We start from the raw sequence: 23,064 nt of genomic DNA, 5'->3' as shown, positions 1-23,064 counted from the left end.
CCTGCTGCCTGTCGGGGTAGTCTCATTGTTCCCGTCTCTCTGACGGGGACGATGTGAGCAACCTTTTAGCATACTAATAATTAGAAATTTGGTACTGACAGGACAAAAAATGGACTCCACCCTCATCTCCGAACGCCCCAACGAGGAGACACCATCGCTTAACCGCGCCCGACGCGCTGCTCTTGGTAGCTTTGCCGGTGCCGTCGTCGACTGGTATGACTTTCTGCTCTACGGCATCACTGCCGCTCTGGTGTTTAACCGCGAATTTTTCCCCCAGGTCAGCCCGGCGATGGGCACGCTCGCCGCGTTTGCCACCTTTGGCGTCGGCTTCCTGTTCCGTCCGTTAGGCGGTGTGATTTTCGGCCACTTCGGTGACAAACTGGGCCGCAAACGGATGTTAATGCTCACGGTCTGGATGATGGGCATCGCCACCGCACTGATCGGCATTCTGCCCTCCTTCGACACCATCGGCTGGTGGGCACCGGTGTTGCTGGTGACCCTGCGCGCGATTCAGGGCTTTGCCGTGGGCGGCGAATGGGGCGGTGCGGCGCTGTTGTCCGTCGAAAGCGCGCCGAAACATAAAAAAGCCTTTTACAGCAGCGGCGTGCAGGTGGGGTATGGCGTTGGCCTGTTGCTCTCAACAGGGCTGGTGTCACTCATCAGTTCGCTCACCACCGACGAGCAGTTCCTGAGCTGGGGCTGGCGCATTCCGTTCCTGTTCAGCATTGTGCTGGTGCTGGCCGCCCTGTGGATCCGCAACGGCATGGAAGAGTCCGCCGAATTTGAAAAGCAGAAGAGCGAACCGCCGGTGGCGAAAAAACGCCTGCCGGTGATGGAAGCGTTGCTGCAGCATCCCGGCGCCTTCATGAAAATTATCGCCCTGCGCCTGTGCGAACTGCTGACGATGTATATCGTCACCGCCTTTGCCCTCAATTATTCGACACAAAACCTCGGCCTGCCGCGTGAGCTTTTTCTGAATATTGGTCTGCTGGTCGGCGGAATCAGCTGTCTGACGATCCCCTGTTTTGCCTGGCTGGCGGATCGCTTTGGTCGTCGCCGCGTGTACATCACCGGGGCGCTGATTGGCAGCCTCAGCGCCTGGCCGTTCTTTATGGCGCTGGAAGCCCAGTCAATGTTCTGGATTGTGTTCTTCGCCATTATGCTGGCCAATGTCGCCCATGACATGGTGGTGTGCGTGCAGCAGCCGATGTTTACTGAGATGTTTGGCGCAAGCTATCGCTACAGCGGTGCGGGCGTCGGCTATCAGGTGGCGAGCGTGGTGGGCGGCGGATTTACGCCATTTATCGCCGCCGCCCTCGTGACCTTCTCCGGCGGAAACTGGCAGAGCGTGGCGGTCTATCTGCTGGCGGGCTGCCTGATCTCCGCGATGACGGCGCTGCTGATGAAAGAGTCTCACGAATGATGTCCTGACTTTTTTTTCACATGTGGGTGACATACTATCGAGTGACGTCGCACATCTGTGGATCAAGGAGACAGACATGAATAATAAGGGCTTAAGCCTGACACCTGCTCAGGCTCTGGAAAAGCTGGAGGCGTTGTACGATCAATCGGTTAACGCCCTGCGCAACGCCATTAGCGAGTATATTGAGAACGGAACGCTTCCTGATGAAAAGGCCAGAATCGATGGCCTTTTTGTTTATCCCTCGCTTTCGGTGACCTGGGACGGCGGCACCACCACCACGCCAAAAACCCGCGCCTACGCACGCTTTACCCATTCTGGATGCTACTCCACCACCGTTACCCGCCCTTCCCTGTTCCGCCCTTATCTGGAAGAGCAACTGACGCTGCTGTATCAGGATTACGGCGCCCATATCGCCGTAGAGCCGTCGCTGCATGAAATTCCTTACCCGTACGTCATCGACGGCTCAGCGCTGACGCTGGACCGTTCCATGAGCGCCGGGCTGACGCGCCATTTCCCAACCACTGAGCTGTCGCAGATTGGCGATGAGACCGCCGATGGGATTTACCATCCTGCGGAGTTTTCTCCGCTGTCGCACTTCGATGCCCGACGCGTCGATTTCTCCCTGGCACGCCTGCGTCACTACACCGGGACCCCGGTTGAACATTTCCAGCCCTTTGTGCTGTTCACCAACTACACCCGCTATGTAGATGAGTTTGTGCGCTGGGGCTGCAGCCAGATCCTCGACCCGGACAGCCCGTACGTGGCGCTCTCCTGCGCGGGTGGGATCTGGATCACCGCCGAGACCGAAGCGCCTGAAATGGCGATTTCCGATCTGGCGTGGAAAAAGCACCAGATGCCCGCCTGGCACCTGATCACCGCTGACGGCCAGGGGATTACCCTGATCAACATCGGCGTCGGCCCGTCAAATGCTAAAACCATTTGCGACCATCTGGCGGTGCTGCGCCCGGACGTGTGGCTGATGATCGGCCACTGCGGTGGGCTGCGTGAAAGCCAGCTGATTGGCGACTACGTGCTGGCACACGCGTATCTGCGTGACGATCATGTTCTCGACGCTGTGCTGCCGCCAGATATCCCCATTCCAAGCATCGCCGAAGTCCAGCGCGCCCTGTACGACGCCACCAAACAGGTGAGCGGAATGCCGGGTGAAGAGGTCAAACAACGCCTGCGCACCGGCACCGTGGTGACGACCGATGACCGTAACTGGGAGTTGCGTTACTCCGCCTCCTCCCTGCGCTTTAACTTAAGCCGCGCGGTGGCGATCGACATGGAAAGCGCCACCATTGCCGCCCAGGGCTACCGTTTCCGCGTTCCCTACGGCACGCTGCTGTGCGTTTCCGATAAACCGCTGCACGGTGAGATTAAACTTCCGGGCCAGGCTAACCGCTTCTACGAGGGGGCGATTTCCGAACATCTGCAGATCGGTATCCGCGCGATTGATTTACTGCGTGCGGAAGGCGACAAGCTGCATTCGCGCAAACTGCGTACCTTTAACGAGCCGCCGTTCCGCTAAAAACAAGGATTTCTCATGCACACCTCATCACCCCTTACGGCGCTTCGCCAGTGGCTACAGGAAAACAGCCTCGACGGCATGATCGTGCCGCGCACGGATGCGTGGCAGAGCGAATACTGCGCACCACATTTCGAAAAACTGGCGTGGCTGACCGGCTTTGACGGCTCTGCGGGGCTGGCGCTGGTCCTTAAAGATCGCGCCCTGCTGTTCGTCGATGGCCGCTATCAGGTGCAGGCCCGTGTGCAGGTCAATATGGATGATTTTGCGATCCATCATCTGCACAACGAACCGCTGGCCCAGTGGCTGGAAAACAACGCGAGCGCAGGCGTGCGCATCGCCTTTGATCCTCTGCTGATGACCCACAACGAGTATCAGCAGCTTGCCGCCACCGCCTGTGAATTTGTCCCGCTTGAGACATCGCCTTTCGACACGCTCTGGACCGATCGCCCTGCCGCCCCGGCAGGCTTGATCCGCGAAATGCCGGTGGCAATCAGCGGTGAAAGCAGCGCCGACAAACGTCGTCGTGTGGCGCAGTTGCTACAGGATAACGGCGCGGATTATCTGGCAGTAACCATGCCGGATAACATCGCCTGGCTGTTGAACGTGCGTGGCTGCGACATCCCCACCAGCCCGGTGCCGCTTTCGTTTGCGTTGTTGAGCCGCACGGGCGACGTGGAATGGTTCGTTAATGGGGACAAAATCCGCGATCTCCCCGCCTCTGCCCTGGAGGGGATTGTCGTCTCGCCGCAGGATGATTTTGTGCCTCGCTGCAAGCAGCTGGGTGAAGGCAAGCGCGTGTGGCTGGATGCGGATTCCGCGCCTGTCGCGCTGCGTTTTGCGATTGAGCCGCAGGGAGAGATCCTCTGGCAGGCCGATCCGGTGACGCTGATGAAGGCGAATAAGAATCCGGTCGAGCTGGAAGGCTATCGCGAATGCCACCAGCAGGACGGTGCCGCCTGGGTGAATTTCCTCGCCTGGCTGTCTCATGAAGTCCCTCAGCGCGAGGCCGCAGGCAAGCCGCTGACCGAGCTGGAAGCGCAGGCGCAGCAGCTGGTCTTCCGCGAACAGCAGCCTGGTTTTATCGAGCAGAGCTTCGAGACGATTTCGGCCTCCGCCAGTAACGCCGCGATGTGTCACTACCACTCCAGCGCAGCATCGAACAAAGCGATCACCAGCGGGCATTTCTACCTCAATGATTCGGGTGGTCAGTATCAGAACGGCACCACCGATGCGACCCGCACGCTCGCGTACAGCAAGCTGGACCCGCAGCAGCGCCTGCACTATACCGCCGTGTTGAAAGGCTTTTTATCCCTGATTTCACTGCAGTTCCCGTCGGGCACGCAGGGGCATCAGCTCGATGCGTTCGCCCGCCGTCCGCTGTGGGAGCTGGGGCTGGATTACGATCACGGTACCGGCCATGGCGTAGGGCATCAGCTACTGATCCATGAAAATCCACAGCGTATCGCCAAAAAAGTGAATCCGTGGCCGCTGGTGGCCGGGAATATCATTACCATCGAGCCAGGATATTATCAGGCCGACAGCCACGGTATTCGCATTGAGAATCAGGTGGAGATCGTGGAGAGCATGCCGGGCTTCTGCAAGTTTGCCTCGCTGACACTGATCCCGATTGATTTGAGCCAGGTGGAACTCGCGCTCCTGACCGAGCAAGAGAAGCAGTGGCTGGATGATTACCATCAGCAGGTGCGGGATGTGTTATCGCCACGGGTGAACAGCGATGCGCGTCCGTGGCTGTTTGAAGCAACGGCTCCGATTCGCGTGAACCGATAGCGTGGCGTGTTGCCCGGTAAGCGAAGTCGCTATCGGGCAATTTCCCTGAACGCAGAAAAGCAAAAAGCCTGCTGTAAAAGCAGGCTTTTCAAATTTGGCTCCTCTGACTGGACTCGAACCAGTGACATACGGATTAACAGTCCGCCGTTCTACCGACTGAACTACAGAGGAATCGTGTGAACGGGGCGCATATTATCGACGCCACCTTTCGTTGTCAAAGACAGATTGCAGAAAATCGTTCGATTGCTGCTTTATTCCTCAGTTCGCACATTTGTCATCCGTTCTGACACGTCAGGAGCAGCATTCGTGGTCTTGTTGCGTGGATATTTCCATAGCCAGCGGCCGCTGACCATTCGCCAGTAGAACAGTGCGCCGCGCACCGCCCAGTCGAGGAACATCCCCAGCCAGACGCCCACCACGCCCATCCCGAGCATAATCCCGAGTCCATAGCCCGCCACCACGCGACAGCCCCACATGCCCAGCATCGACACCCACATCGCAAAGCGCGCATCACGCGCCCCTTTCAGCCCCGCAGGAAGCACCCAGGAGGCCGCCCAAATCGGCATAAAGGCCGCGTTCAGCCAGATGAGGATTTTAACCACCTCTTTAACGTCATCCTCATGGGTATAGAACGAGGCCATCAGCCCTGCGAACGGCGCGGTTCCCCAGGCGATAATCGTCAGGCCAATCGTTGACAGCCAGAACACATGGCGCAGCTGACGCTCCGCCTGGGCAATCTGCCCTTTGCCGAGCCGTTTGCCGGTGATGATTGTGGAGGCCGAACCGAGGGCGTTCCCCGGCAGGTTAATCAGCGAGGCGATTGAAAACGCGATGAAGTTACCGGCGATGACATCGGTGCCCATTCCGGCGACAAACATCTGGGTCAGCAGTTTCCCGCCGTTAAACAGCACCGACTCAATGCTGGCAGGAATACCGATTCCCATCACTTCCCAGATAATGGCGAAATTCAGCGGGCGGAAGTAGCTTTTCAATGAAATACGCAGCGCGGGATTGAGACCAATCATCAGCACCGCAACAATCGCAGCCGCACCGATGTAGCGGGAGATAGTCAGCCCCAGCCCGGCACCCACAAATCCCATACCATCCCAGGAGAAAAGCCCGTAAATCAAAATGCTGCTGATGATGATATTGAGGATGTTCATCCCGCCGTTAATGAGCAGAGGAATTTTGGTATTGCCCGCACCGCGCAGCGCGCCGCTGCCAATGAGCGTAATGGCCGCCGCCGGATAGCTCAGCACCGTCATTTCGAGGTACGTCAGCGCCAGGCCTTTCACTTCACTGGTCGCCTCCCCCGCCACGATATCGATAATCTCTTTACCGAAATAGTGGATCACCGCCGCCAGGATGATCGAGAAAATGGTCATGATCATCAGGGATTGTCTCGCCGCCTCGCGCGCGCGTTTCGGGTCGAGTTTACCGAGACTAAAGGCCACCACCACCGTGGTACCGAGATCGATGGCCGCAAAGAAAGACATCACGACCATGTTAAAACTGTCCGCCAGCCCCACGCCCGCCATCGCCTCTTTACCCAGCCAGCTCACGAGGAACGTGCTGAGAACGCCCATCAGCAGGACGCAGGTGTTTTCCAAAAAGATAGGCACAGCAAGAGGGGTGATTTCACGCCAGAACAGAACACGATAGCTTTTACGTTTGGCATACCAGGGCGTACGCATGACGGCATGGCGCAGAGCGGAAGTGACGTTCAAAATGGACCTTAACGAGAGAAAGTTGAAACTCCATTTCAAATAATGAGGGAGAAACGCTAATCCTGCAAAGTATTTTCCACAAAAAATTGTAGAGAATGACGACAAACTGTCGACAGAATCAGCAGTTGAGCCATTGAGTGTAAGATCAGGTTTGACAAAAGTTTTTTCGCCGCTAAGATAAGCCTCCTAACCGATTCCTCTGTAGTTCAGTCGGTAGAACGGCGGACTGTTAATCCGTATGTCACTGGTTCGAGTCCAGTCAGAGGAGCCAAATTTGAAAAGCCTGCTTTTAAAGCAGGCTTTTTGCTTTTCTGGGTCTGTAAAATACCCAAAAAAAAGCCCCCCTGCTTTCGCAGAGAGGCCGTATCAATCTTCGCGACAGTTACTCGCTTTTCGCTTCGCCGTTTTTGATTTCGCCAATCACTTTCAGCTTCTTGGAGATGTCACGACGCTCTTTGGACAGCTCAGCATTTTTGATGATGTAGTCGTCTACGCGATCTTCGTAGTCGGTTTTCATGCTGGCGATAATGCCCTGAATGGCTTCAACGCTCATACCTGGCTTGATGTAGTCGCTCAGGTTATCAAGCAGCAGAACGCGTTTCTGGTTGTCACGGATCTTCTTCTCAACGTCCTGGATTTCACGCTGCAGTTTGTTTTTGCGGCGGAACAGGCGGACGAATTCCAGAACATCCTGGAACGAAGGCTTAGTAGTTTCCATTTTGATACCCCTGCTAATGTAAGATTCGGATTCGTTTAAGCAACCACTGTGCAGATAACCTTACTGACAGCCGCTGCGAATGACAATGACTATATCGTTTGATCCTATCATAACCCCAATCGCTGCTGAATCGAAGCAGCAGGCGTCACAACGGGAGATAGCTGCTTTTTATTTGCGCAGCGCCCGGCAGATAAGATGCGACAAAAGCTCCAGTTGCCGCGCCATTTCCATGCTCAACCATACATAGCCGTGGATAGGCGTTTCCGCCACGCCGTCGCCCTGATGTTCGTTAATCAGCTCTCTTAACTCGGCGGTGATCTCATTCAGCCGCTCGCTGTTGGCGAGAATCGGCTGCGGGTTCCCCTCATACAGCGCGTGAGCAATAGTCAGCAGCGTTTGCTGCGTCATCTGCTGCGTTTCCTTGAGCGTATGGGCATTCAGCAGCACAAAGTGGCTGGCGCGCGACGCCCAGTGGGCATTGATCTGCAATTCGAGCATACACACCAGATTACGACTGACCGTCTGAATCGCCTCAAAGATAGACTTTTGAATATGCGTCTCTTTGCTGGCGGGGGCAATAATTCCGCGCATTTTGACGATATCGTTGAGAATTTTTTGCAGATGCTTTTCGAGGCGTGGGCGTTCCACCAGATTCGGGGAAAATCCCGCCTGATAGACACGGTTGACGGCGGTCACGTAGTTCGCCATCTGAATACGCCAGTGCAGGAATGCACGCTGCGGCCAGATGCCGGTGAAGAGCATCGCCAGAAGCGATCCCAGGATGACGTCGCCGCTTCGCCAGAGCGCAGTGGCCATATCCCCCGCCGGGGCGCCAACGACCACCGAAAGGGTAATCCCAATCAACAGCGCCTGATAGGGCTTTTTACCGAGCGCCAGCCAGCCGCACAGGAACATCGCCCCTGCGCACCACAGCAACATCACGGGAAGTGAAATCAGCTCCAGTTTTAATGCAATCAACCCAAGCGCGGAGCCAAAAATGGTGCCGCCAATACGCTCAAAGGCGCGCGGAACCACGTTTCCCCAAAAAGAGATTGGCCCCATGATCACCACCAGCGTGATTAACGGCCAGGTCCCTTCAGGGATGTGCAGCAGTCTCACCAGCAGGAAAGTGAGAATAAACGCCAGCGCGATACGACAACCATGCACAACGCGATAGTGTCGGTATAAACGGATTTCAAAAGGAGTTAATGATTTGTCGGGACGCACACCCGCTCTCCAGCTACACGGCAAATCACAATTGTACTGTGTTTTCTGCCGGACGCATCACGTCCGACAGAAAAACCACACAAATAACAGGATTGCTGCTCAACCCACTTTATTTTGCACCGCGACGTACATTTCGATATCCCAGTAACCATCGACATTGCCATCGTTCAGGTAGCGCTCAAAGCACGGCTTGGGAGCGATCTGGTAATGGTGATCTTCAAGAAGACTGTTGAAGAAGCTATACCACGGCGTGGCAAAATCGTGGTTTTCGACACGCGCAACGGCGACGGCATAGTCGCCCGCAGCGATTTCCGTGAGGATCACCCCTTCACTGTTCGCGGGGATCTGAAAATCTTCCGGGACCGTCACCGCCGTATCGCAGCGCAGTTTTTCGGCGGGGACTTCATCGGGATTGTCGTAATAGACCGCCACCCATTCGAGGGGCTGGATGTGGTTGCCATCGACCCACATCGCCAGCTGTTCAAAACCCTGTTTGACCGTTTGCTCCCAAGGGCCAACCATATGAAAACCAGCGATTTTACGTTTCGGTTGCTGCTTGATGCTGTAGTCCATACTGCCTCCGTTTATTACTGTATATTTATACACTATAAAGCAGATTCGTTATGTCCGGCAAATGCGAGATGTTTATTATGTGAGCAGACTCGCAGGAGTGCCAGTCTGCTCTTTGGGCCGTCAGGCTTTGTGGTGCAGATAGTCGCTCAGACGTGAGAAAAGACCGCCCTTGTTGACCTTCTCCAGCGTCACCAGCGGCCAGTGTGCAACGACTTTATCGCGGTCATACAGCTCAATTTCACCCACGCGCTGATGCGCGGCGATAGGCGCCTCCAGCTCTTTTTTATCGAGTACATATTTGGCTTTAATGTTCGCCACTTCTGATTTTGGCAGCGCCAGCCAGAAATCCTGATCCGTACCGAGGGAAATTTGCTCTTTATCGCCGTACCAGATGCGCTCCGTGCCGACCTGTTTTCCACTGCGCAGAATCTGCACGGTATCGAAGTTTTGCTGACCCCAGTGGAGCAGCTTGCGGGCCTGATCTTCGCGCCCTTTCGGGCTGTCCGCCCCCATCACTACAGCAATCAGGCGACGCTGACCGTCCACCGCCGACGCAATCAGGTTAAAGCCCGCCCCGGAAGTGTGCCCGGTCTTCAGCCCGTCGACATTCATGGTTTTATCCCACAGCAGCCCGTTACGGTTTTGCTGGGTGATCCCGTTCCACGTAAGACTCTTTTCACTGTACATGTGGTAGAAGTCCGGCTCGCCGTGAATAATCGCCCGCGACAGCACCGCCAGATCGTAAGCCGAACTGTGCTGACCCGGAGCGTCCAGGCCGTGCACGGTTTCAAAGTGCGTATCACGCAGGTTCAGCTTTTGCACGTAGTCGTTCATCATGTTGACAAACTGCGGCTGGCCGCCTGCAACGTGGTCGGCTAAGGCGACACAGGCGTCGTTACCGGAATCCACAATCAGGCCACGGCTCAGGTCGCGAACGGTGACGCGATCCCCCGCTTTCAGGAACATCAGCGACGACCCGTCGAACACCGGATTGCCTTTCGCCCACGCGTCGCGCCCGACGGTCACGATGTCATCGGGGGTAATACGATGGCTGTCGATCGCGCGGTCGACCACGTAGCCCGTCATTAGCTTGGTAAGGCTGGCCGGATTGCGCTGTTGGTGCTCGTTGCCCGCTGTTAAAATTTGACCAGTAGTGTAATCCATCAGCACCCAGGAGCCTGCCTGAATGGCCGGCGGCTGCGGCGAGTAGTCCATGGGATCGGCAGCCAGGGCAGACGTAATACTCGAAGCGAGTAAAGAAACAGCAATAAACAGACGGCGTTTCAACGAAATTTCCTCAGGTCATTTAAAATCGTTGCCCTTTTTACGGAAGTTCTCGCTCCATTACCTGTTTAAATTGCAAAAAAATGTGACGTAACGCAGAGATTTAGCGGAAGGCCGCGCGCAATTCTGGCACTGAAAAACGCTTTTTATTCGGCGTGTCGCCGCCGATCGTTTACCATAGCAGTGTCACTTTTTAACAGGATGGTATTACTGGTGTCTGATTCCGCCGCGCTTCCCACATTTCTCTTTCACGATTACGAAACCTTTGGCACCAGCCCGTCGCTGGACAGGCCTTCGCAGTTCGCGGCGATCCGCACCGACGCTGATTTCAACATCATTGGCGAGCCGGACGTTTTTTACTGTAAGCCTCCCGACGACTATCTGCCCCAGCCCGGTGCCGTGATGGTGACCGGCATTACGCCACAGGAAGCGCGTGAGAAAGGCGTGAACGAAGCCGAGTTTGCCCGTCGCGTTCATGACCTGTTTACCGTGCCAAATACCTGCGTGGTGGGCTATAACAACATCCGTTTCGATGATGAAGTTACCCGCAATATCCTCTACCGCAATTTCTACGATCCGTACGCCTGGAGCTGGCAGAACCGCAATTCGCGCTGGGACCTGCTGGACGTGATGCGCGCCTGCTACGCTTTGCGCCCTGAGGGGATCAACTGGCCTGAGAATGACGACGGGTTACCCAGCTTCCGTCTTGAGCATTTGACCCGCGCCAACGGCATTGAGCACAGCAATGCGCACGATGCAATGGCCGATGTGTACGCTACCATCGCCATGGCGAAGCTGGTAAAAACCGCGCAACCTAAACTGTTCGACTATTTGCTCAGCCATCGCAGCAAACAGAAACTGATGACCCTGATTGACGTCCCGCAGATGAAACCGCTGGTGCATATCTCCGGCATGTTCGGCGCATGGCGTGGTAATACCAGTTGGGTCGCGCCGCTGGCGTGGCACCCTGATAACCGCAATGCGGTGATTATGGTCGATCTGGCGGGCGATATTTCCCCCCTGCTTGAACTGGACAGCGACGCCTTGCGCGAGCGTTTATATACGCCGAAGAGTGAGCTGGGCGATAACGCCGCCGTTCCGGTTAAGCTGGTGCATATCAACAAATGCCCGGTGCTGGCGCAGGCGAATACGCTGCGCCCGGAAGATGCCGACAGGCTGGGTGTGAACCGCCAGCGTTGCCTCGATAACCTGAAAGTGCTGCGCGACAACCCGCAAGTGCGTGAAAAAGTCGTGGCGATCTTTGCTGAAGCCGAGCCTTTTGTGCCGTCGGATAACGTCGATGCGCAGCTCTATAACGGTTTTTTCAGCGATGCCGACCGCGCTGCCATGAATATCGTATTGCAGACAGATCCACAAAATTTACCGGCGCTGGATATCACCTTTGCCGATAAGCGTATCGAGAAGCTGATGTTTAACTATCGGGCACGTAACTTCCCTGGCACCCTCGATGAAGCCGAGCAGGAGCGCTGGTTGCAGCACCGTCGTAACGTCTTTACGCCGGAGTTTTTGCAGCAGTACGCCGATGAGCTGGAAATGCTGTATACGCAGTATGAAGGGAACGCGGAGAAACAGGCGCTGCTTAAAGCGCTGTACCAGTACGCGCAAGAGATTGTCTGAGGGTTTCAGGCATAAAAAAACCGGAGACATATGCTCCGGTTTTTTTTTCGTCATCGCTCAGGATCAGGCGATATCTTCGTACTGTGGAACCGGGTTGCGGAAGCTTTTGGTCACGCAAGCCAGGTACACCAGGCCGATACCACCCCAGATCAGGCCCAGAATCATTGAGCTTTCTTCCAGGTTAATCCACAGCGCACCCACCGTCATCGCACCACACATCGGCAGGAACAGGTAGTTGAAGTGGTCTTTCAGCGTTTTGTTGCGCTTCTCACGGATCCAGAACTGAGAGATCACGGAGAGGTTAACAAAGGTAAAGGCCACCAGCGCACCGAAGTTAATCAGCGCCGTTGCGGTTACCAGGTCAAATTTAATCGCCAGCAGCGCGATAGCGCCTACCAGCAGCACGTTCCATGCCGGGGTACGCCATTTCGGATGAATGTAGCCGAAGAAGCGAGTCGGGAACACGCCGTCGCGACCCATCACGTACATCAGACGAGAAACGCCTGCGTGAGCGGCCATGCCGGAGGCCAGTACGGTGACGCTTGAGAAGATCAGCACGCCCCACTGGAAAGTTTTACCCGCCACGTACAGCATGATTTCAGGCTGAGACGCGTCCGGATCTTTAAAGCGAGAGATATCCGGGAAGTACAGCTGCAGGAAGTAAGAGGCACCGATAAACACCATGCCGCCCAGCAGCGCAGTCAGCAGAATCGCGCGCGGAATGACACGCTCTGCGTCTTTGGTCTCTTCAGACAGAGAAGAGATGCCGTCAAAGCCGAGGAACGAGAAGCACAGAATTGTCGCGCCAGTAATCATCGGCACCACGTGTGCGCCTTCAGACCAGAACGGACGGGTGCTGGTCAGCGTACCTGCGCCTTCACCGTGTGCCACACCGTAGATGATCATGCCGACGATAACGGCCACGATACCCATCTGCAGAATAACAATCAGGGTATTGAAGTTGGCCACGGTCTTGATGCTGCGCAGGTTAGAGATGGTCATAAAGGCCACCAGCGCGACAACGAAGATCCACGACGGTACGGAAGGCACCAGCGCTTCAAAGTAAATTTTTGCCAGCAGAATGTTGATCATCGGCATGAACAGGTAGTCCAGCAGAGATGACCAACCCACCATAAAGCCAACAGCCGGGCTAATGGATTTCTGAGCATAGGTGTACGCAGAGCCAGCGGACGGGAAACGGCGGACCAGTTTACCGTAGCTCAACGCAGTAAAGAGAATAGCGACCAGCGCAAAGGCGTAAGCCGTTGCAACGTGACCGTCAGTGAGGCCTGAAACGATACCAAACGTATCGAACAGCGTCATCGGCTGCATATAGGCGAGGCCCATCATGACAACCGGAATCAACGTAAGTGTTTTACGTAATTCCACGCGAGAGGTTTTTGGAGTAGCGTTATGCGACATGGTTATTCTCCTTTACGGTGAAAACCGCCACGTAAGCAAAAGATTGCCCCATTTTCTGGATTCCTCAGCGACAACAACTGTCGGATTTTAGTAAGTATCTATCCGGTACGAAGCCCGGCCTCTTTGTTTTTAAATGGCGTTTGTTACATGCAAAAAAAATAACCGACGCCTTTTATATCGTCGGTTAATCTCATTTTTTTGCAGCGGCGCATTTTGCCCCATCTTTGGCATAAAAGGCAATAGATTCAGAACCCCTTCGCGATTTTCTTTTTACTAAGCGGTTGATATTCCGCCCTCAGGTAAAGTGTAAACGGCAGCGATAGCACTATTTGCTAAAATCTCATCCCGCCACCATGCGCTGGCAAGCCCAGCCGTCTGTTCATTCCACCCCACCCACACCGATTCGCTGTTGGTTTGCGCCAGCACTTGCTTCTCAACCAGCGCTCCACTTTCAATGAATCGCTGGGCGAGATAACGCGGTAAATACCCGCAGCCCAGGCCGCTGATTTGCAGCTCCAGCTTGGTTTTAAAGTCGAAAACGGTAATTGCTTCCTGATCGTCGAGCAGTTGCGAAGAGGCGGCGCACTCGGGCAGCGAGCTGTCGCCCACGACGATTGCGCGACAGCCTTTAATGACGCGTCGCGGAATCGGCTCTGGCTCCTGAGCAAGAGGATGATGCGGAGCGACCACGAAAACCTGTTCAAGGGTACCGATACGCGCAAACCCAAAATCGCTCGACTGGGGTGGATCGCGAAGGGCACCGACGATGATATCCGCCCTCCCCTGAGTAAGTGCCTCCCAGGAGCCGCCCAGCACACCGTTGATAAATTTGAGTCGGGTGACGCTGTGACGCTGATAAAACGCTTCGATCAGGGGAGAGAGTAATGAGAAGGGAAACGTATCATCCACGCCGATGATAAGCTCATTTTCCCAGCCCTGATGAAGCTTGATCGCCTGTTTTTCCAGCTCGCGCACCGTGTGAAGTACCTCGCGCCCCTTCTCGAGCAGCATCTGCCCTGTTCGGGTGAAACGCGCGCGGTGACCGCTGCGATCGAGCAGCTGAATATTAAGGTCACTTTCGAGCTTATGGACGGTGTAGCTTAACGCCGAGGGAGTTTTGAAGAGCTTCGCTGACGCGGCAGCAAAACTCCCCTCTTTTTCGAGTGCATCGAGGATAATGAGAACATCCAGCAGCGGTTTCATGTCGCCCCCAAAACGGTGTGCGATCAAACCCGCTGGCAGGGTTATTCCATTGGCATCACCAGCGGATCGGGATATTGATACTCAAATCCCAGTTCACGACAAATACGATTGCCATCAATCACTTTGCCTTGCCCTTCCCCAGATGCGTCGCGAAATTGCGGCGGCTCAAGCCCAAGCTGTCGGGCCATCACGGGATAAAACTGACTTCGCGCCGGATGAGAGGGCGCACATATATTATAGATGTGACCGCCCTTCGGGGCCTGTAACAGGAGCGTAATTGCGCCGATCACGTCTTCAAGATGAACAAGATTGACGCCATGTTGCCCGTTCGGTGCCGTTTTCCCGGCAAAGAAGCGCCCCGGATGACGTTCTGGCCCAACTAAACCGGCGAGGCGTAAAATGTCCACCTGGGTACCCGGTAAATTGTGCAGCCAGTCTTCCAGCTCTTTCAGCACGCGCCCACTGGCGGTGACGGGCTTGCGCTCGGTACTCTCTTTTACCGTGCCTTCCACATCGCCGTACACCGACGTCGAGCTGGTGAAAATAATGCGCGGAATGTGATGCGCCAGGGCGCTGTCGACAATCTCCTGCACGGCCTGATGATAAAACTCCTCGCCCGGCCCGCTGCGGCGTGCGGGCAATGTTATCACCAGCGCATCCACATTCATCAAGCTGTCGAGATCGTCCGTATCGCACACCAGCTCCGGTTCCAGGCGTAACTCGACGCCCTCGATGCCGCACATTCGCGCGGCTTCAACGCCGTCCACCGTGGTTTTGCTGCCGGTCACCTGCCAGCCTCGCGCCGTTAACGACATCGCCAGCGGCATGCCTAACCATCCTAAACCGACAATTGCGACCTTTTTCATGCGTTTTCTCCTGGCTTGCACGCGTCTGACTTAAGGCTACGCCAGCGCTGAGGAACTGACAATTCATAGCATCAATATGAAATGAATTAATGATTAAAAAAAGCCCTTGCTTTACACCGTGAATGTGGTTTAGGTTAAAAGACATCAGATGCATAAGCATTCACAGAGAATTTATATGACACGCGTTCCTTTTAAAAACCACCATCATCACCATCATCCTGACTAGTCTTTCAGGCGATGTGTGCTGGAAGACATTCAGATCTTCCAGTGGTGCGAGAACGCAAGAGAGAGCCCCCGGAAGATCATCTTCCGGGGGCTTTTTTTTGGACCGTATCCAGACAGGGTAATAAGGACAACAGAATGTTAGATAACTCACGTTTACGCATAGCTATTCAAAAATCAGGCCGCCTGAGCGACGATTCACGCGAATTACTCTCCCGCTGCGGGATTAAAATTAACCTGCATACGCAGCGCCTGATTGCCCTCGCTGAAAATATGCCGATCGATATCCTGCGCGTTCGCGATGACGATATTCCGGGCCTGGTGATGGATGGCGTGGTTGATCTTGGCATCATCGGCGAAAACGTGCTGGAAGAAGAGCTGCTGACCCGCCGCGCGCAGGGCGAAGACCCGCGCTATTTCACCCTGCGTCGTCTGGACTTTGGCGGTTGCCGTCTCTCCCTCGCCACCGCAGTGGATGAAGCCTGGGACGGCCCGGCTGGGCTGAACGGCAAGCGCATTGCCACCTCTTACCCTCACCTGCTGAAACGCTACCTCGATCAGAAAGGCGTGCAGTTTAAATCCTGTCTGTTGAACGGTTCCGTCGAAGTGGCCCCACGCGCCGGGCTGGCGGACGCCATTTGTGACCTGGTCTCTACCGGCGCGACCCTCGAAGCAAACGGCCTGCGCGAAGTGGAAGTGATTTACCGCTCGAAAGCCTGCCTGATCCAGCGCGATGGCGACATGCCGGATGCCAAGCAGCAGCTGATTGACCGTCTGCTGACCCGTATTCAGGGTGTGATTCAGGCTCGCGAATCGAAATACATCATGATGCATGCGCCAACCGAACGTCTGGATGAAGTGATTGCTCTGCTGCCAGGCGCGGAACGCCCAACCATTCTGCCGCTGGCGGGCGATCAGCAGCGCGTAGCGATGCATATGGTCAGCAGCGAAACCCTGTTCTGGGAAACCATGGAAAAACTGAAAGCCCTGGGTGCCAGCTCCATTCTGGTGCTGCCGATTGAGAAGATGATGGAATAATTCCGCGAACAGTGCCCGGTCAGCGTTCGCGCATCCGGCAAAAGGAAAGTGATATGAGCTTTAATACAATCATCGACTGGAATACCTGCAGCACTGAACAACAGCGTGAACTGCTGACGCGCCCGGCCATTTCGGCTTCGGACAGCATTACCCGCACCGTGGCGGAAATCCTGGATAACGTGAAAGCCCGCGGCGACGACGCACTGCGTGAATACAGCGCCAGGTTTGACAAAACCGACGTCGGTGCGCTGAAAGTGACGGCGCAAGAAATTGATGACGCCTGCAACCGTCTTGGCGATGACATCAAACAGGCGATGGCCGTGGCGGTCAAAAACATCGACACCTTCCACACCGCGCAGAAACTGCAGGTGGTGGACGTCGAAACCCTGCCGGGCGTGCGCTGCCAACAGGTGACGCGCCCGGTGGCCTCCGTCGGACTCTACATTCCCGGTGGCTCCGCCCCGCTGTTTTCCACCGTCTTGATGCTCGCCACGCCGGCGCGTATCGCCGGTTGTCAGAAAGTGGTGCTCTGCTCGCCACCGCCGATTGCCGATGAGATCCTCTACGCGGCAAAACTGTGCGGCGTGCAGGACGTCTTTAAAGCAGGCGGGGCGCAGGCCATCTCCGCCCTCGCGTTTGGCACCGAATCCGTGCCGAAAGTCGATAAGATTTTTGGGCCGGGGAATGCCTACGTCACTGAAGCCAAACGCCAGGTCAGCCAGCGTCTGGACGGTGCGGCGATTGACATGCCTGCGGGCCCGTCGGAAGTGCTGGTGATTGCCGACAGCGGCGCGACGCCGGACTTTGTGGCCTCTGACCTGCTCTCTCAGGCCGAACACGGTCCCGATTCCCAGGTGATTTTGCTGACGCCGGACGCCGACATGGCACAGCGCGTGGGCGAAGCGGTAGAACGCCAACTGGCAGAACTGCCGCGAGCCGACACGGCACGCCAGGCGCTCTCTGCCAGCCGCCTGATCGTGGCGAATTCGCTCGAGCAGTGCATCGCCATCTCTAACCAGTACGGCCCGGAGCACCTGATTATTCAAACCCGCGACGCCCGTTCTCTGGTCGATGGCATCACCAGCGCCGGTTCCGTGTTCCTCGGTGACTGGTCGCCTGAATCCGCAGGCGATTACGCCTCTGGCACTAACCACGTGCTGCCAACCTACGGCTACACAGCAACCTGTTCAAGCCTGGGGCTGGCTGATTTCCAGAAACGCATGACCGTGCAGGAGTTGTCCCGTGAAGGTTTTGCCGCCCTCGCCTCCACGATTGAAACGCTGGCCGCCGCCGAGCGCCTGACCGCCCACAAAAACGCCGTGACGCTGCGCGTTGCCGCCCTGAAGGAGCAAGCATGAGCATTGAAGAATTAGCCCGCGAAAACGTTCGTCGACTGACACCCTATCAATCTGCTCGTCGCCTGGGGGGGAATGGTGATGTCTGGCTAAATGCCAATGAATTCCCGACGGCAGTCGCGTTCGAGCTTTCCCAGCAGACGCTGAACCGTTATCCGGAGTGCCAGCCAAAGGCGGTAATTGAGAATTACGCGCAGTACGCGGGCGTGAAGCCGGAGCAGGTGCTGGTCAGCCGTGGGGCTGATGAAGGTATCGAACTGCTGATCCGCGCCTTCTGCGAGCCGGGCAAAGACGCGGTGCTCTATTGCCAGCCGACTTACGGCATGTACAGCGTAAGCGCCGAAACGTTTGGCGTGGCGTGTCGCAACGTGCTGGCGCTGGATGACTGGCAGCTTGATCTCCCGACCATCGCCGAGAATCTTGACGGCGTGAAAGTGATTTTCGTCTGCAGCCCGAATAACCCGACCGGCCAACTCATTAATCCGCAGGATATCCGCACCCTGCTTGAGATGACGCGCGGCAAAGCGCTGGTTGTTGCCGATGAGGCCTATATCGAATTTTGTCCTCAGGCGACGCTGGCGGGCTGGCTGGAAGAGTATCCAAATCTGGTGGTGCTGCGTACGCTGTCGAAAGCCTTCGCACTGGCCGGTCTGCGCTGCGGATTTACGCTGGCGAATAAAGAGGTCATCGATCTGCTGATGAAAGTGATCGCCCCTTACCCGCTGTCAACGCCGGTCGCCGATATCGCCGCGCAGGCGCTGGCACCCCAGGGCATCAACGCCATGCGTGAGCGCGTAGCGCAGATTCTGGTGGAGCGTCAGTATCTCGTCGCTGCCCTGAAAACGTTGCCCTGCGTGGAGCAGGTTTTTGACTCGGAAACCAATTACATCCTGGTGCGCTTCACTGCCTCCAGCGCCATATTTAAATCTTTGTGGGATCAGGGCATTATCTTACGAGACCAAAACAAACAACCCTCCCTGAGCGGCTGTCTGCGCATTACCGTGGGCACCCGGGAAGAGAGTCAGCGCGTGATTGACGCCCTGAAAGCGGAGAAAGTATGAGCCAGAAGACCCTTTTTATCGATCGCGACGGCACTATTATTGCTGAGCCACCAAGTGATTATCAGGTCGATCGATTCGACAAACTGGCTTTTGAAGCTGACGTGATCCCGGTTCTGCTTAAGCTGCAGAAAGCGGGCTATAAGCTGGTGATGATCACCAACCAGGACGGACTGGGCACCGACAGCTTCCCGCAGGCCGATTTCGATGGCCCGCACAACCTGATGATGCAGATCCTCACCTCGCAGGGTATTACCTTCGATGACGTGCTGATCTGCCCGCACCTGCCAGCGGATAATTGCGACTGCCGCAAACCGAAAGTAAAGCTGGTTGAGCGCTATCTTGCTGATGGCGTGCTGGATAAAGCAAACAGCTATGTGATTGGCGATCGCGCAACCGATATCCAGCTTGCCGAAAACATGGGCATTCAGGGGCTGCGTTTTAATCGCAATGAGCTGGACTGGGCGACGATTGGCGATCAGCTCACCAAGCGTGACCGTTACTCCCACGTCGAGCGCAACACGAAAGAGACGCAGATTGACGTAAAAGTGTGGCTGGACCGCGAAGGCGGCAGCAAAATTCACACCGGCGTCGGTTTCTTCGATCACATGCTGGATCAGATTTCGACCCATGGCGGATTTCGCATGGAGATCAACGTGAAGGGCGATCTGTACATCGACGATCACCACACCGTTGAAGATACCGGCCTGGCATTGGGCGAAGCCCTGAAGCTGGCGCTCGGCGATAAGCGCGGCATTAACCGTTTTGGTTTTGTACTGCCGATGGACGAATGTCTGGCCCGCTGCGCGCTAGATATCTCCGGCCGTCCACACCTGGAATATAAAGCCGACTTTACCTATCAGCGCGTCGGCGATCTGAGTACCGAGATGGTTGAGCACTTCTTCCGCTCGCTCTCGTACACCATGGGCGTGACGCTGCACCTGAAAACCAAAGGCAAAAACGATCACCACCGCGTCGAGAGCCTGTTTAAAGTCTTTGGCCGCACGCTGCGCCAGGCGATCCGCGTGGAGGGCGATACGCTGCCTTCATCGAAAGGGGTGTTGTGATGAACGTGGTTATTCTGGATACCGGTTGCGCGAATCTCAACTCGGTGAAATCAGCCATCGCGCGCCACGGCTATGATCCGGTGGTCAGCCGCGATCCGGACGTCGTGCTGCGCGCCGACAAACTCTTTTTACCGGGCGTCGGAACCGCGCAGGCGGCGATGGATCAGATCCACGAGCGTGAGCTGGTCGAGTTGATTAAAGCCTGCACACAGCCGGTGCTGGGCATTTGCCTGGGGATGCAGATCCTGGGGCGTCGCAGCGAAGAGAGCAATGGCGTGGACCTGCTGGGCATCATCGAAGAAGATGTGCCAAAGATGACCGATTTTGGCCTGCCGCTACCGCATATGGGCTGGAACCGCGTTTACCCGAAAGCGGGTGACCGGCTGTTTCGCGGTATCGAAGACGGGGCCTATTTCTACTTTGTGCACAGCTACGCCATGCCGCTGAACCCGTACACCATCGCCCAGTGCAATTACGGCGAGCCATTCACGGCAGCGGTCAACAAAGATAATTTCTTTGGCGTGCAGTTCCACCCGGAACGTTCGGGTGCTGCGGGTGCGCAGTTGCTGAAAAACTTCCTGGAGATGTGATGATTATTCCCGCATTAGATTTAATTGACGGCACCGTTGTCCGTCTCCATCAGGGCGATTACGGCCAGCAGCGCGACTATGGCAACGATCCCCTGCCGCGTTTGCAGGATTATGCGGCGCAGGGCGCAGAAGTGCTGCACCTGGTCGATCTCACGGGCGCAAAAGATCCGGCGAAACGTCAGATCGCACTGCTGAAAACCCTGGTCGCGGGCGTTAACGTTCCCGTGCAGGTGGGCGGTGGTGTGCGTTCTGAAGAGGATGTTGCCGCCCTGCTCGAAGCCGGTGTGGCGCGGGTGGTGGTCGGCTCGACGGCGGTCAAAAACCCGGAGCAGGTTAAAGGCTGGTTCCGCCGCTTTGGCCCCGACGCGCTGGTGCTGGCGCTGGATGTGCGCATTGATGAGCAGGGTAACAAGCAGGTAGCGGTCAGCGGCTGGCAGGAAAATTCCGGCGTGACGCTGGAAGAGCTGGTTGAAATTTATCTCCCCGTAGGGCTGAAACATGTCCTTTGCACGGATATCTCCCGCGACGGGACGCTGGCTGGTTCTAACGTCTCGCTGTATCAGGAAGTGTGCGCCCGCTATCCGCAGGTGGCTTTCCAGTCATCGGGCGGTATTGGCGATTTAGCGGATGTCGCCGCTCTGCGCGGCACCGGCGTACGCGGCGTCATCGTGGGACGCGCTTTACTGGAAGAGAAGTTTACTGTGACGGAGGCGATTCAATGCTGGCAAAACGGATAATCCCGTGTCTGGACGTGCGTGATGGCCAGGTGGTGAAAGGCGTGCAATTCCGCAATCACGAAATCATCGGCGACATCGTCCCCCTCGCAAAACGCTATGCTGACGAAGGCGCAGACGAACTGGTCTTTTACGATATCACCGCCTCCAGCGATGGCCGTGTGGTGGACAAAAGCTGGGTCGAGCGCGTAGCGGAAGTGATCGATATTCCGTTTTGCGTGGCGGGTGGAATTAAATCGGCGGAAGACGCTGCGCAGATCCTCTCCTTCGGCGCAGACAAAATTTCCATCAACTCCCCTGCCCTGGCAGATCCAGAGCTGATTACCCGGCTGGCGGATCGCTTTGGCGTACAGTGTATCGTGGTGGGGATTGATACCTGGTTTGACGCGGTAACCGGCAAGTATCACGTGAATCAATATACGGGCGATGAAAACCGCACCCGTATGACGCAATGGGAAACGCTGGACTGGGTGCAGGAAGTGCAAAAACGCGGCGCGGGTGAAATCGTACTGAACATGATGAACCAGGATGGCGTGCGTAACGGCTATGACCTGGAGCAACTCAAAAAAGTGCGTGCCGTGTGCCGCGTGCCGATGATTGCCTCTGGTGGTGCTGGAACGATGGAACACTTTCTGGAAGCCTTCCGCGATGCGGATGTCGACGGCGCGCTTGCGGCATCGGTGTTCCATAAGCAGATTATCAATATTGGCGAGTTAAAAACGTTCCTGATTAACCAGGGCGTGGAGATTAGGGTATGTTAACTGAACAACAACGGGCTCAGCTGGACTGGGAAAAAACGGACGGATTATTGCCGGTGGTTGTGCAGCACGCCGTGTCAGGCGAAGTCCTGATGCTGGGCTATATGAACCAGGATGCGCTGAGCACGACGCTTGAGAGCGGGAAAGTCACCTTTTTCTCGCGCACTAAACAGCGTCTGTGGACCAAAGGCGAATCCTCCGGTCATTTCCTCAATGTGGTGAGCATTACCCCTGACTGCGATAACGACACCCTGCTGGTACTGGCAAATCCTATCGGGCCAACCTGCCATCTGGGCACCAGCAGCTGTTTCGGCGATGCCAGCCACCAGTGGCTGTTCCTGTATCAGCTCGAACAACTGCTCGCCGCGCGTAAAACCGCCGATCCGGAAAGCTCGTATACGGCAAAACTTTACGCGAGCGGAACCAAGCGTATCGCGCAGAAGGTGGGTGAAGAAGGCGTTGAAACGGCACTGGCCGCAACTGTAAACGATCGCGATGAGCTCACCAACGAGGCCTCAGATTTGATGTATCACCTGCTGGTGTTGCTCCAGGATCAGGAGCTGGATTTAACGGCAGTGATTGAGAATTTGCGAAAACGGCATAAATAAAAAAAGACCGGGGATATCTTTGTGCTGGTTACCTGAGTAACCAGCATCACTAGATAAAAAATCAAAAAAAATCACTCCAGTTACTGGACTATATTCATTTGCATTTTTGACCAAAATCGACCAAGGCCCTAATTAGGGTTGCCCCTTAGCTTTTCAAATTTAGTTAATTATATTCAGATAACCTCAAAGAAATAAGGGAGCTTTAAGATACTCTTGGCGTACCATTAATCGTTT

Annotated in this window: 22 protein-coding genes, 2 tRNA genes, 1 pseudogene and 1 other annotated feature; of the genes and pseudogenes, 14 read left to right on the top strand and 11 right to left on the bottom strand. The window is 55.9% G+C overall.

What is annotated here, in order from left to right:
- Window positions 1–109 precede the first annotated feature (109 nt).
- The 3 genes from shiA to OVA10_RS10425 all read left to right on the top strand — a co-directional run bounded on the left by shiA (window position 110) and on the right by OVA10_RS10425 (window position 4,742).
- Window positions 110–1,423, top strand: a complete 1,314-nt coding sequence (gene shiA, locus OVA10_RS10435; protein WP_107703303.1) for a shikimate transporter — start codon at window positions 110–112, stop codon at window positions 1,421–1,423.
- A 76-nt stretch (window positions 1,424–1,499) separates the two neighbouring features.
- Window positions 1,500–2,954 carry an AMP nucleosidase gene (locus OVA10_RS10430; RefSeq protein ID WP_107703302.1) on the top strand — a complete coding sequence of 485 codons (1,455 nt, stop codon included), beginning with the start codon at window positions 1,500–1,502 and terminating at the stop codon, window positions 2,952–2,954.
- A 15-nt stretch (window positions 2,955–2,969) separates the two neighbouring features.
- Entirely contained in the window at window positions 2,970–4,742 is a 1,773-nt protein-coding gene (locus OVA10_RS10425; RefSeq protein ID WP_268195875.1) for an aminopeptidase P family protein, read from the top strand.
- Window positions 4,743–4,837: 95 nt separating this feature from the next.
- Here OVA10_RS10425 and OVA10_RS10420 read toward each other — a convergent pair.
- The 3 genes and pseudogenes from OVA10_RS10420 to OVA10_RS26125 form a co-directional block, all read right to left on the bottom strand.
- A tRNA-Asn gene (locus tag OVA10_RS10420) sits at window positions 4,838–4,913 on the bottom strand.
- Window positions 4,914–4,993: 80 nt separating this feature from the next.
- On the bottom strand, window positions 4,994–6,436 hold the full coding sequence (gene emmdR, locus OVA10_RS10415) for a multidrug efflux MATE transporter EmmdR (RefSeq protein ID WP_268196880.1): 1,443 nt from the start codon (window positions 6,434–6,436) through the stop codon (window positions 4,994–4,996).
- 126 nt (window positions 6,437–6,562) lie between these two features.
- Window positions 6,563–6,643 (bottom strand): annotated as a pseudogene (locus tag OVA10_RS26125) (DUF5951 family protein); the annotation flags it as partial.
- 21 nt (window positions 6,644–6,664) lie between these two features.
- On the opposite strand from OVA10_RS26125, the gene OVA10_RS10410 reads away from it, so the two are divergent.
- Window positions 6,665–6,740 (top strand) — tRNA-Asn (locus tag OVA10_RS10410).
- A 111-nt stretch (window positions 6,741–6,851) separates the two neighbouring features.
- On the opposite strand, the gene OVA10_RS10405 is transcribed toward OVA10_RS10410, so the two are convergent.
- From OVA10_RS10405 to dacD, 4 genes are all read right to left on the bottom strand, one after another.
- Window positions 6,852–7,187, bottom strand: coding sequence for a DUF496 family protein (locus OVA10_RS10405; RefSeq protein WP_095282548.1), 336 nt, complete (start codon window positions 7,185–7,187; stop codon window positions 6,852–6,854).
- A gap of 168 nt (window positions 7,188–7,355) precedes the next feature.
- The gene (locus OVA10_RS10400) at window positions 7,356–8,414 is read right to left on the bottom strand and encodes an FUSC family protein (protein WP_100779656.1); all 1,059 of its coding nucleotides are present in this window, start codon (window positions 8,412–8,414) and stop codon (window positions 7,356–7,358) included.
- Window positions 8,415–8,513: 99 nt separating this feature from the next.
- Window positions 8,514–8,987, bottom strand: a complete 474-nt coding sequence (gene sbmC / locus OVA10_RS10395) for a DNA gyrase inhibitor SbmC (protein ID WP_100779655.1) — start codon at window positions 8,985–8,987, stop codon at window positions 8,514–8,516.
- 120 nt (window positions 8,988–9,107) lie between these two features.
- Complete coding sequence (dacD, locus tag OVA10_RS10390; RefSeq protein WP_100779654.1) at window positions 9,108–10,274, bottom strand: serine-type D-Ala-D-Ala carboxypeptidase DacD; 1,167 nt, start codon at window positions 10,272–10,274, stop codon at window positions 9,108–9,110.
- Between the two features lie 198 nt (window positions 10,275–10,472).
- Between dacD and sbcB the strand changes: the two genes are divergently transcribed.
- Window positions 10,473–11,909: an exodeoxyribonuclease I gene (gene sbcB / locus OVA10_RS10385; RefSeq protein WP_181826541.1), complete on the top strand. Its 1,437-nt coding sequence runs from the start codon at window positions 10,473–10,475 to the stop codon at window positions 11,907–11,909.
- 63 nt (window positions 11,910–11,972) lie between these two features.
- Here the strand turns inward: sbcB and OVA10_RS10380 are convergent, their stop codons facing one another.
- The 4 genes from OVA10_RS10380 to OVA10_RS10370 form a co-directional block, all read right to left on the bottom strand.
- Entirely contained in the window at window positions 11,973–13,331 is a 1,359-nt protein-coding gene (locus OVA10_RS10380) for an APC family permease (RefSeq protein WP_181826542.1), read from the bottom strand.
- Window positions 13,321–13,383 carry a membrane protein YoeI gene (gene yoeI / locus OVA10_RS26120; RefSeq protein WP_100780850.1) on the bottom strand — a complete coding sequence of 21 codons (63 nt, stop codon included), beginning with the start codon at window positions 13,381–13,383 and terminating at the stop codon, window positions 13,321–13,323. Before yoeI ends, OVA10_RS10380 begins: the two co-directional genes overlap by 11 nt.
- Before the next feature lie 221 nt (window positions 13,384–13,604).
- Window positions 13,605–14,534 carry a LysR substrate-binding domain-containing protein gene (locus OVA10_RS10375; RefSeq protein WP_100780849.1) on the bottom strand — a complete coding sequence of 310 codons (930 nt, stop codon included), beginning with the start codon at window positions 14,532–14,534 and terminating at the stop codon, window positions 13,605–13,607.
- Between the two features lie 41 nt (window positions 14,535–14,575).
- Window positions 14,576–15,400, bottom strand: a complete 825-nt coding sequence (locus OVA10_RS10370; RefSeq protein WP_102104061.1) for an SDR family oxidoreductase — start codon at window positions 15,398–15,400, stop codon at window positions 14,576–14,578.
- Between the two features lie 175 nt (window positions 15,401–15,575).
- On the opposite strand from OVA10_RS10370, the gene hisL reads away from it, so the two are divergent.
- The 9 genes from hisL (at window position 15,576) to hisIE (ending at window position 22,830) form a co-directional block, all read left to right on the top strand.
- Complete coding sequence (gene hisL / locus OVA10_RS10365) at window positions 15,576–15,626, top strand: his operon leader peptide (RefSeq protein ID WP_099516347.1); 51 nt, start codon at window positions 15,576–15,578, stop codon at window positions 15,624–15,626.
- Window positions 15,602–15,725: a sequence feature (His leader region), on the top strand. (Overlaps the previous gene by 25 nt.)
- 35 nt (window positions 15,726–15,760) lie before the next feature.
- Entirely contained in the window at window positions 15,761–16,660 is a 900-nt protein-coding gene (gene hisG, locus OVA10_RS10360; RefSeq protein WP_100779649.1) for an ATP phosphoribosyltransferase, read from the top strand.
- Between the two features lie 53 nt (window positions 16,661–16,713).
- Complete coding sequence (gene hisD, locus OVA10_RS10355) at window positions 16,714–18,018, top strand: histidinol dehydrogenase (RefSeq protein ID WP_102104062.1); 1,305 nt, start codon at window positions 16,714–16,716, stop codon at window positions 18,016–18,018.
- Window positions 18,015–19,076: a histidinol-phosphate transaminase gene (hisC, locus tag OVA10_RS10350; protein WP_107703293.1), complete on the top strand. Its 1,062-nt coding sequence runs from the start codon at window positions 18,015–18,017 to the stop codon at window positions 19,074–19,076. Before hisD ends, hisC begins: the two co-directional genes overlap by 4 nt.
- On the top strand, window positions 19,073–20,140 hold the full coding sequence (gene hisB / locus OVA10_RS10345) for a bifunctional histidinol-phosphatase/imidazoleglycerol-phosphate dehydratase HisB (protein ID WP_268195874.1): 1,068 nt from the start codon (window positions 19,073–19,075) through the stop codon (window positions 20,138–20,140). The genes hisC and hisB overlap by 4 nt, the downstream gene beginning before the upstream one ends.
- Window positions 20,140–20,730: an imidazole glycerol phosphate synthase subunit HisH gene (gene hisH, locus OVA10_RS10340; protein ID WP_107703291.1), complete on the top strand. Its 591-nt coding sequence runs from the start codon at window positions 20,140–20,142 to the stop codon at window positions 20,728–20,730. Before hisB ends, hisH begins: the two co-directional genes overlap by 1 nt.
- On the top strand, window positions 20,730–21,467 hold the full coding sequence (gene hisA / locus OVA10_RS10335) for a 1-(5-phosphoribosyl)-5-[(5-phosphoribosylamino)methylideneamino]imidazole-4-carboxamide isomerase (protein ID WP_107703290.1): 738 nt from the start codon (window positions 20,730–20,732) through the stop codon (window positions 21,465–21,467). The genes hisH and hisA overlap by 1 nt, the downstream gene beginning before the upstream one ends.
- The gene (hisF, locus tag OVA10_RS10330) at window positions 21,449–22,225 is read left to right on the top strand and encodes an imidazole glycerol phosphate synthase subunit HisF (protein WP_268195872.1); all 777 of its coding nucleotides are present in this window, start codon (window positions 21,449–21,451) and stop codon (window positions 22,223–22,225) included. Before hisA ends, hisF begins: the two co-directional genes overlap by 19 nt.
- A complete protein-coding gene (gene hisIE, locus OVA10_RS10325) occupies window positions 22,219–22,830 on the top strand; it encodes a bifunctional phosphoribosyl-AMP cyclohydrolase/phosphoribosyl-ATP diphosphatase HisIE (protein WP_129035961.1) in 612 nt (203 codons plus the stop codon). Before hisF ends, hisIE begins: the two co-directional genes overlap by 7 nt.
- Window positions 22,831–23,064: the final 234 nt, after the last annotated feature.

Source organism: Lelliottia sp. SL45, assembly GCF_026672535.1.
Taxonomy (GTDB): Bacteria; Pseudomonadota; Gammaproteobacteria; order Enterobacterales; family Enterobacteriaceae; genus Enterobacter; species Enterobacter nimipressuralis.
Note: the sequence above shows the minus strand (reverse complement) of the source record. Positions and strands in the feature narration are given on the sequence as shown.